The organism is Thermoflavimicrobium dichotomicum (assembly GCF_900114055.1).
GTDB lineage: Bacteria > Bacillota > Bacilli > Thermoactinomycetales > Thermoactinomycetaceae > Thermoflavimicrobium > Thermoflavimicrobium dichotomicum.
The window spans coordinates 1-9,946 of the sequence record NZ_FORR01000039.1 but is presented as its reverse complement, the minus strand read 5'-3'; the positions used below and the strand labels follow the sequence as shown (position 1 = coordinate 9,946).

Here is a 9,946-nt window from a genome sequence, read left to right as displayed (position 1 = left end):
TGTAAATGTGGCCATCGTGAAAAAGCGAATCGAGATGGCATCCAATTCAGATGCAAAAAGTGTGGTTATACCTGCCATGCTGATCTGAATGGAGCAATTAATATAGCTAAAGCCATTTCTGGGTTAGTAGCCTAGCGTACTGGTAACAGGTACGCCGCCCATGTAGGTACATGCGGTCCAGTGCTGTAGAACTGCATGGGACGGGGTGATGACACACCCCTGAACTTGGGTGTTGTCCAAAACGGAAACGGACTGCGGACGCTAACGACCCAAGAATCCCACGGTTTCAGCCGTGTGGAATGTCAAACGATGGTTGACTTGATTCAAGCGGGTGAACGCTTTGAAGAAGGAATGATTTATGATTAAGTCCTGGTGGGTTACCCCATTTCGGTCAAAAGATTTCAAGAGACGGGAAGAATGGTATTACGTGTGATGCTTTCAGATGGAAATGGATATCTGCCTGATCATCCCAATTGTGACCCCGCTTATCAAGCACAGCTAGTGGACAGACCTTATGAATATCAAATGTAATGGGTTTTAGTGCAGTAAATGGGAACGATCTTTTAACTAAAAGCACCCAGAATTCTCCCGCTCCTATAGGCAGTGAGATGAATGGGTGCGTTGAAATGAGAAAGGGCATTAATCCTCTAACAAGTTGGTCGATTTTTTATTATCAAAAAATTAACTATTCTGCTTATCAACAAATATCATTCGCTCTTCTGATCAAGGAGCAGTTATAAATGCCTTAGTAGGGGTAGATAAAAGAAAGAATAGCGTTTTTTTTGTTTTGGGGTATAGCTTTTCTTTAGCTTGATAGCGATGTAGTTAACCTCTAGAAATATAGCAGTTAATTATGAATAGATACATAGAGTCAAGAAATAATAACAAGTAAGCTCAACACTATTTCATAGCAATTCCTCTTTGGATAGGTCAAAACCATTAGATATCTTCTACTGTTTTTTTTGTGCATAAAAAATAATCCTTTGGGACAATCTACCATTGCCTATTTTAAAAAAAACTTAAAGGAGGACTTCAAATGGGCGTTTTAGGTGGGAATCCACAGCAAGAGCCACTTCATTGCGGTGAAGTATTTGATATCTACAGCTTTTTAGCAGGTGCGCAAGCGGGAGTAGCAGCTTACCAAGTCTATATTAACCACGCGGGGGACGATGACCTGAGGAGTTTCCTTCAAGACAAAGTTGAAAACTTGATTCGTCCTCAGATTCAAGAGTTATCTGAGATCTTAAAACTAAACGGTATTGCTTTGCCTCCTGCACCACCGGAAAGACCAAATGCCGATGTAGAGAGTATTCCAGCAGGTGCAAGGATTAATGATGCTGAAATAGCTGTTAATGTAGCAAAGGATATTTCTATAGGAGTGGTTGCATGCTCCCAAGCAATGGGCAAAGCGACTCGTGAAGATATTGCCATGATGTTCGGGAAGTTCCATATGGAAATAGCCCAATATGGAGCCAAACTGTTAAGAATGATGAAGAAAAAAGGTTGGTTGGTACCACCACCACTTTTTGCAAATACAATGATTGAGGGCTAGATGATACAATGAACAAAATTTGCTGTAACGACTGTATCACTGTATCTGCTTAAAGAAGAGAAGTCTCATGAATTTGGGAATGCACGAAGAGGCAGAATTTCATATTAAATAATAATGCACAAAACTTGTTGCCTTGCCAAAGCATCGTATGTGAACGATTCATACTTTTACCCGCCACATTTGAAATTTTTCCGAATAGGAAATGGTCAAGAGATTAAGTTCATAAGGATTTTGTACTCCACTAGATGAACCTACGGCCAAAGATGGATGGATCACTCTGGATACAGACCAAATCATACGAGTAAATCCAAGCCGAGCAACTCCCGTCAAGGAACTTGCTCGGCTGATGGTTCATTTCTGGTGTTCTTTGGGAACTTGTGGGCGCATGATGACTTGATTGATAATGACATTTTTGGGAGCGGAAATCATCATCCATACAGTGTCTGCAACTTGATCCGCTTCCATAGCCCAGTCTTTGGGATGATGAAACTCTGTTTTGATCGATCCGGGACAGAGCGTTGAAACTTTGACATGGTGTGGTTTGAGTTCCAAAGTTAAAGCTTCAGATAACCCCATGAGCCCAAACTTCGATGCGCAATAGCCACCCCCACCGGCAAAGGCCACCGTTCCAGCGATACTGGAGATATTGATGATATGTCCTTCAGTTTGTTTTAAATAAGGAATCGCGTATTTACAGGCAAGGAATACCCCTTTCAGGTTTACATTCATCATTTCGTCCCAATCGGTTTCGTCTAGCTCATGAACAGGGGCGAATCGTCCAACGCCTGCATTGTTCACCAGAATATCGATCTTGCCGCCTTTTTCCAAAGCGAATTGTATCATGGATTGAACCTGTTCACTTTTCGTTACATCACAAGGAAAAGGCAGGATATGATTTGGATCTGTTTGCGCCAAACTCTCTAACCGTTCTTTACTGCGTGCACAGGCTATAACGGTCAGGCCTTCCTTGGCCAAACGACGAGTGATCGCTTCCCCCAAACCTTTGCTCGCACCTGTAACGATCGCTACTTTATTCACTGGAATATACCTCCTTCAAAACTTTTAGTGGACAATGGCTTTAAGAAAAACGAAAAATGCAGCCCACACTGTATAGGCAATCAGGCTCAACCACCAGATGATCGTAGAACCAATGATGATCCCCCAACCATGCTCTTTGCCTAATTCTCGCCAAGCCTTTAATGTCAAGGGAATCAGGACAAACAGCAGTAGAATGCTAAGGACGGGTAAGGCAAAAAAGATGTAGGAAAGGGGGAGGCTTGAAAAAATATACAAAGGTGGTATCACCCATAAAAGCACACCGTAAATCATTATGGCAATCAATAAGAGGAGATACACAGAAAGAGAAGGTGTTTTTTTACTTCCTTCTACCATAGGTTACCATCCCTTCTGATTCTTGATCAACCGGGTTCTTGGAATGAAGGAAGAGCTGACTTGATGAGTTATTCTATTTGGACCGATGAATTGGGTCATTTGTCATTTCGAATGTCTAGAAAATATATTCCCTTTTTGAATGCTTCCAATCTGATATACAAAATAAAATACCTAGCTTCTATAATCGAAGCTAGGTAACTGGACATTCGCTTTGATTTTAAAGAACGATTTCTGTGACGGAGTCAATGCCATCCAGTTGTTTTAGAGTGTGAAGAATATCAGCCGTTAGTCCTTTATCAATATGGAGTAGCATAATCGCTTGCCCACCGATTTCTTTCCGGCCGACTTGCATGGTGGCGATATTGATGCCGTAATTACCGAGAACGGTTCCTACCCGTCCGATCGTACCAGGCTGGTCCTTATGCTGAATAAACAGCAAGTGTCCTTCCGGTGAAATATCAATGGAATATTGGTTAATCTTGGTGATACGCGGTCCCAGACCGTTTAACAAAGTCCCTGATACACTTTTTTGTTCTTGATCTGTAGTAATTTCTACCCTGATTAACTGAGTAAAACCATAGTTTTTAGAGGATTTCTGTTCGATGATCTGTATGCCACGCTGTTTAGCCAAATGAGGCGCATTGACATAATTGACATCTGACAGATGGCAAGAAAGCGCTCCTTTTAAAATCATACGTGTCAACGGAGCAATATCCCACTCGGCGATTTCCCCGGCGAAAGTGACTGTAATCGTTTCAAGTGCACCGGGAACGATTTGGGCAGCAAATTGCCCCAGTTTTTCAGCCAGGCTTTGATAAGGTTGCAGTTTGGACTGCAGCTCTGCCGGGATGGACGGAAGATTGACGGCATTTTTAAACGGTTCATTACGCAAGATGTGCAGGACTTCCTCCGATACATCAATAGCCACATTTTCCTGGGCTTCGATCGTGGATGCACCCAAATGAGGAGTCGCAATGACTTGCGGTAAAGAAAATAATGGATGATGGCCAGGTGGTTCCGTTTCAAATACATCCAATGCTGCACCGGCTACTTTTCCAGACTGGATGGCTTCATATAAGGCATCCTCATCGATGATTCCTCCACGCGCGCAGTTTAGAATCCGGACGCCTGGTTTCATCCATTCAAACACTTCCCGGTTGATCAGATGACGAGTTTCTTTGGTCAGTGGTGTATGCACCGTGATAAAATCGCCGGACATAATCGCTTCTTTAAAATCAGCTTTTTGAACGCCAAGCTTTTTCGCCCGATCTTCTGATAGATAGGGATCAAACGCAATCACATTCATATGAAACGCTTTGGCGCGTTTTGCCAATTCGCTGCCGATTCGTCCTAGGCCGATAATACTCAATGTTTTGCCCTTCAGCTCGATTCCGACAAATTCTTTTCTTTTCCACTCGCCTTGGATCGTGGAGCGGTAAGCCTGTGGGATATTGCGAGCCAGAGCTATCATCATTGCAAAGGTATGCTCGGCAGTAGAAATGGTATTTCCATCGGGAGCATTGACCACAATAATTCCTTTTTTGGTTGCGGTTGCGACATCAATGTTATCGACCCCAACACCAGCCCGGCCAATCACTTTGAGTCGTCTGGCTTTTTCCAACACTTCAGCGGTTACTTTGGTTTGACTGCGAACCAAAAGCGCATCAGCACTTTCAATTTCCAGTAATAATTCCTCCAGGGTTAAATCGGTTTTGCGAATAACTTCTACATCTTTTGCATCGAGCAGTTTTTGAATGCCCAGATCACTAAGGGGGTCCGTAATTAATACTCTATACATGGTCCATCCAAACCTCCTGTGCAGCTTTTACTCCTGTTCCCAGGTCAACAGGAATTTGCAACTGTTTCAGAGCAATTTCCAGAGCAGAAAGTGTGGTCAAGATATCCAGCGGATCACAGTAACCCATGTGACCAATCCGGAAAATTTGCCCTTTCAGATGTTGCTGGCCTCCAGCGACGATGACATTTTGTTTGCGTAGAGCTTTCCGCAGATCTTCTGCTTGCCAGTCAGTGTCTTTGCAATCAATGGAGGTGACTGTTGGCGAAGCATCCTGATCGGAGGTCATCAGCTTCAGTCCCAAGGCTTGGATACCTGCACGTGTCATGTTTTTGAGTAGTTCATGACGGCGATAGATCTGTTCTAACCCTTCTAATTCCAATAAATTTAATACTTCTTTTAAACCAAATAGCAAGGAAAGGGCTGGAGTAAATGGAGTTGTATGTTTTTCCAATTGATTTCGATAGCTGACCAAATCAAGGTAAAATCGAGGGGTTGGATTTTGTTCAATGGTTTTCCAAGCCCGTTCGCTCACAGCGACAAAAGCGAGACCAGGTGGAAGCATCAGGGCTTTTTGTGAACCTGTGACCAGGATATCGATTCCCCAATCGTCCATTTGGCTGTCAACTGCGCCGATACAGCTTACTCCATCCACAATGATCAAGGCATCAGAGTGTTCACGGACAACTTTCGTTAATTTGTCAACAGGATTAAGCACACCTGTGGAAGTTTCACAGTATGTCATGAAAACCGCTTTCGTTTGAGGGTGCTGTTGCAGAAAAGTCTTCAGTGTTTCAGGATCACAGGCTTGTCCCCAAGGAATGTCCAATCGGTGTACAATCATGCCATAACGCTGCAATATTTTGCTAAAGCGATCACCGAATACGCCTGTCACGACGACAATGGCTTCTTCGCCCGGTGCAAGGGTATTGACAACACCTGCTTCGAGGGCGGAAGTACCCGAACTGCTTAAAATCAATGGCTGTTGATTGGTACCAAAAATCGGTTTGAGTCGATCACTGCACTCGCGAACCAGCTGAGATGCTTCTTGACTCCGATGTCCAATCATCGGTTGATTCATGGCGCGTTGTACACTGGGCGGAATCGGAGTAGGACCGGGAATGCGTAGTTGAAACTTTTCGGCAAATAACATGGTAGACGACCTCCTCTTTGAGATATTAAAAAAACCTTTCGTCTTCACACCTAGCCTGTAGGTGTGAGGGACGAAAGGTTTCGTGGTGCCACCCTCATTTGTTGTTTGCTCGCGCAAAACAACCTTTTCAGGTCAAAGACCTGACTGGATAACGGTTCAACCGTGCTTGCCTACTGCCTTTCAGCAAGCCACTCCGGAGTGCTCCACATGGGTCAACTGCCGATTCGCACCACCCATCGGCTCTCTGGGAGTTTGACACTCATGTTTGGCTCCGTCATCGTTTTAGTTTGCTAAATTTTGTTTATTACTTTAGCAAGGCTAAGCAGAGAAGTCAATGATAATTTTTTCCAATTTCAGATTTTTTTGTGCGATCCATTGGAGTTCATGTTACCATTTGGCCAGCTCTTTTTAGTACTTTCGGAAAAACTTGGGGGCATTGATTTTTTACCCGTAGAAAAGATTGCGAAATCTATCAAATAATCCGAGCGGGAAATGTATCTTTTGGTGGACGCTCGCATGAGTAAGGATAAGGTCAATGATGTGTGCTTGCACGTGGGTGAGATTTTAGAGGGGGCCCCCGTATAAACAAGTTGTTGAGTTGGCAGGGGTTCTTCCTGCTTAATGATGAAAGAGGACAAATAGCAGTACATAAGATAAGAGTGAATGCGATAGTGCAGATTTGAGAATTGCTCTTAGGAGAAACGGAATGACAAATTTGGACCCTTTTATGCGTTTGAAAGTGAAAGGGGACACGTTTTTTCTCCCCGATCCAAACGGCGGTGTATATTTTCGGAATAACTTATGCTCGTTCCGTATAGAAGGCTGGACGATCGATCAGTGGATTGAAAAACTGATACCGGGTTCAAGGGGGAGCACACATTGAAGGATTTGACAGATGGATTGCCGGACCAATACCGGGACCGGGGGTATGGAATCGCAGAAATGTTTTATCAAAACGGCTTTGTACGGGATGTGAGTCAAGACCGTCCGCATCAATTGCCGGATGAGGTTCTTAAAAAGTATGCCTCTCAAATTGAATTTTTGGACAGTTTTCGAGACTCGGATGCGTACCGTTTTCAGTCCTATCGTCAGGCCAAAGTGTTGGTGGTCGGCTCTGGCCCATTTTTTGTCTCGTTGGTTGCAGCATTGTTCGAATCCGGATTGCCCAAGTTCCATGTGCTGGTCACGGACTCGATGCCGACCGATCGGCATCGGTTGGTGGAACTGGCGGAACACGCACGCAAAACCGACCCTGAGGTGGCGCTGGAGGAGATCACCCTTAAGAAGAAGGTGGTGAGTTCCTGGCGGGAGGCTGTGCGGCCTTTTGATTTTATTTTGTTTGTGTCGCAGGAGAGCGATGTCAAAGAACTGCGGGTTCTCCATGCGGTTTGCAGGGAAGAGAAGAAGGTGTTACTCCCTGCCATGTATCTGCAACAGGTGGGGCTGGTGGGTCCGCTGGTGCATCCAGATTCTGAGGGATGTTGGGAGTCGGCATGGCGCCGCATACACCAATCCGCGATTTGCAAAGACCCACAGTTGCACACCTTCTCTTCCACATCTGGAGCGATGTTGGCGAATGTGATCGTATTTGAATTGTATAAAGCGGTTACGGGAGTGACCGAATCAGAAGGGAAGAATAAATTCTTCCTGCTGGATCTGGAGACGTTGGAAGGAAACTGGCATTCGTTCATGCCCCATCCGCTGGTAACCGGATGTCCGGCAGCAGAATGGGTTCAAGATCTTGATCTACGGCTCAAAGGGGATTCGGGCAGCAGTGGGTCGAATGGATTGTTCCCTTACTTCAGCCGATTGACATCGGCGGAATCAGGGATTTTCCATATTTGGGGGGAGGGGGACTTGAAGCAGCTTCCGTTGGCTCAGTGCCGTGTTCAGGTGGCCGACCTGCTGTCGGAAGGACCGGCAGAGCTGTTGCCAGACATTGTCTGTACCGGTCTGACGCATGAAGAGGCGCGACGTGAAGCGGGGCTTGCCGGGATTGAACAGTATGTGTCACGAATGGTTGGTCTGCTCGTTAAGACGCTTCCCTCACACCAGGAAGTCGAGGGTCGTATGGGAGAACCGCAGGAGTTTGTGGGCGTCGGAGTGGGAGAAACGGTAGCGGAAGGTATTTGTCGCGGGTTGCAAAATTGTTTGGTCAAGAAGCTAGGAAAGCAACAGGTGGATCAGAATCCTCTTGTCTTTCGGGTGCAGTTGATTGAGGTAGAAGATGAACGTTGCCTGTTTTATATGCAGGCATTGACCACGATGCAAGGAGAACCAATGATCGCTCTGGGAGAGGAAGTGTCCGGATTTCCTGTGGTGTGGGTCGGTACGAGCGGCCGCTGGTATGGCAGTGTAGGCTTGAATGTGACACTGGCCTTGCGGAAGGCGTTGCAACAGGCGCTGACGAAGGCACAAAACCAGGCGACGTGCCTCACGATGCAAGCGTTGGAGGCATCAACCGTACTTTTTGAAGAAAAGGTGCCGCAAAGCCTTATGATCCCCGCGTATGAAGAGACGGTGCAATCGGAGGTCTTGCAGTCCGCCTTGCTGGTCTTGAAACGGAACCGCAAGCGGCTCTTGGTCTTGGATCTGGAGCTTGAACCGTTTTTGAAAGAGGAACTGGCAGGCGTGTTTGGCGTGATGTTGCGAGAGGAGGAATCTCGGTGAGCGCTGTCGTGATGGTTGTCGGCGAAGGGCTGTTGGCGGACTTCGTGTGTAGAGAACTGTCCGCCCAATACCAGGTCGTTCGTCAGACTGATTTGAAGGAAGGAGTACCAGAAGCGGCGAATTTGGCTCTGGTGTTGCACGATTCCTGGCATCCCTCTGTTCATCACAAGGCGGAAGAGGTGTTGCAACCAATCGGCATCCCTTGGCTACGCGGTTTTGTTTCATTTGATGAGGGCGTGGTCGGGCCGTTGGTTCGCCCGGGGAAGCCGGGGTGCTCCCGGTGTGCGGACTTGCGACGCCACTTGGCGGGATTTGACCGTCAGGTAATGTGGGAGCTGCAACAGAGTTTGGCGGAGCACGGGGGAACGCCGCGTGACGCGTGGGCATTACGCACGGGACTTTTGCAGGTGGCTCACCTGCTCGTGGAGGAGGCACAGAGGGTGCTGCAAGGCAGACAGGCTCGCTCGGAAGAACGGGTGTTTTTAATCAATCTGAAAACGCTGAAGAGCTCACGTCACTTCTTTCTGCCCGATCCACTGTGTCAGGTTTGTGGTCGGTTACCCGACGATTCACCAATAGCGGCCCAAATAACGCTCAAACCAAGTCCGAAGATCAGCGCCGACAGTTACCGCTGCCGTTCAATCGATGACCTGAAGGAAGTTCTGGTCAAAGACTATCTGGATTACCGGACTGGCCTTCTGAATGGGAAAATGCATGACCTCGTGTCGCCGTTTGCCGCTGTGGCTGTCAATCTGCCGTTGTTCACAGCGGACGAGGCGTCAGCAGGTCGGACTCATTCCTATGCAGAAAGCGAGTTGACTGCCATTTTGGAGAGCTTGGAGCGGTATTGCGGTCTGGCACCCCGCGGCAAACGGACGGTGGTCCACGACAGTTACCGTAATCTGGCGGATCAAGCGCTCAACCCCGTCAAGGTAGGGGTGCATGCGAAGGAACAGTATGCACGGCCAGGTTTTCCGTTCAAACCGTTTGATCCTGACCGCCCAATCGATTGGGTATGGGGTTATTCGTTTTTAGAGGAGCGTCCGATTCTGGTTCCGAAGTTGCTCGCCTATTACAGCTTGGGCTGTGAGGGGGATGGCTTTGTCTATGAAACTTCCAACGGATGCGCGTTAGGCGGAAGTTTGGAGGAGGCCATTTTCTACGGCATTTTGGAGGTGGTGGAACGCGATTCATTCCTGATGACTTGGTACGCGCAACTGCCGATCCCCCGCCTTGACCCTTATTCCGCTGAAGACCAAGAATTGCGGTTAATGATCGACCGGATAAAAGCGGTGGCGGGATATGATCTGTATTTGTTTAACGCGACGATGGAGAACGGGATTCCAAGCGTTTGGGCGTTGGCGAAAAACAGGAGACAAAAGGG

General features: G+C 47.0%; 8 protein-coding genes, 1 pseudogene and 1 other annotated feature. Of the genes and pseudogenes, 5 read left to right on the top strand and 4 right to left on the bottom strand.

Annotated features, from left to right (window positions below; genetic code table 11):
- The 3 genes from BMZ78_RS17915 to BMZ78_RS17910 form a co-directional block, all read left to right on the top strand.
- Positions 1–135 (top strand): zinc ribbon domain-containing protein (locus BMZ78_RS17915; protein WP_139203364.1); only part of this gene is annotated, 135 nt, incomplete at its 5' end.
- Between the two features lie 60 nt (positions 136–195).
- Positions 196–366 (top strand): hypothetical protein, encoded by a 171-nt coding sequence (locus BMZ78_RS18960; RefSeq protein WP_175482561.1) that lies wholly within the window; start codon positions 196–198, stop codon positions 364–366.
- A 670-nt stretch (positions 367–1,036) separates the two neighbouring features.
- Positions 1,037–1,552, top strand: a complete 516-nt coding sequence (locus BMZ78_RS17910; RefSeq protein ID WP_093231757.1) for a DUF3231 family protein — start codon at positions 1,037–1,039, stop codon at positions 1,550–1,552.
- Between the two features lie 351 nt (positions 1,553–1,903).
- Here BMZ78_RS17910 and BMZ78_RS17905 read toward each other — a convergent pair whose 3' ends face one another.
- From BMZ78_RS17905 to BMZ78_RS17890, 4 genes are all read right to left on the bottom strand, one after another.
- On the bottom strand, positions 1,904–2,590 hold the full coding sequence (locus BMZ78_RS17905; protein WP_175482560.1) for an SDR family oxidoreductase: 687 nt from the start codon (positions 2,588–2,590) through the stop codon (positions 1,904–1,906).
- 24 nt (positions 2,591–2,614) lie between these two features.
- Positions 2,615–2,944, bottom strand: a complete 330-nt coding sequence (locus BMZ78_RS17900) for a hypothetical protein (RefSeq protein ID WP_093231755.1) — start codon at positions 2,942–2,944, stop codon at positions 2,615–2,617.
- Positions 2,945–3,161: 217 nt separating this feature from the next.
- Positions 3,162–4,742, bottom strand: coding sequence for a phosphoglycerate dehydrogenase (serA, locus tag BMZ78_RS17895; protein ID WP_093231754.1), 1,581 nt, complete (start codon positions 4,740–4,742; stop codon positions 3,162–3,164).
- On the bottom strand, positions 4,735–5,892 hold the full coding sequence (locus BMZ78_RS17890) for a pyridoxal-phosphate-dependent aminotransferase family protein (protein ID WP_093231753.1): 1,158 nt from the start codon (positions 5,890–5,892) through the stop codon (positions 4,735–4,737). The genes serA and BMZ78_RS17890 overlap by 8 nt, the downstream gene beginning before the upstream one ends.
- A gap of 63 nt (positions 5,893–5,955) precedes the next feature.
- Positions 5,956–6,179: a binding site (T-box leader), on the bottom strand.
- A 419-nt stretch (positions 6,180–6,598) separates the two neighbouring features.
- On the opposite strand from BMZ78_RS17890, the pseudogene BMZ78_RS17885 reads away from it, so the two are divergent.
- Both BMZ78_RS17885 and BMZ78_RS17880 read left to right on the top strand, forming a co-directional pair.
- A pseudogene (locus BMZ78_RS17885) lies at positions 6,599–8,562 on the top strand (putative thiazole-containing bacteriocin maturation protein).
- On the top strand, positions 8,559–9,946 hold a 1,388-nt coding region (locus BMZ78_RS17880), incomplete at its 3' end, for a TOMM precursor leader peptide-binding protein (RefSeq protein ID WP_093231752.1). The pseudogene BMZ78_RS17885 and the gene BMZ78_RS17880, both read left to right, overlap by 4 nt.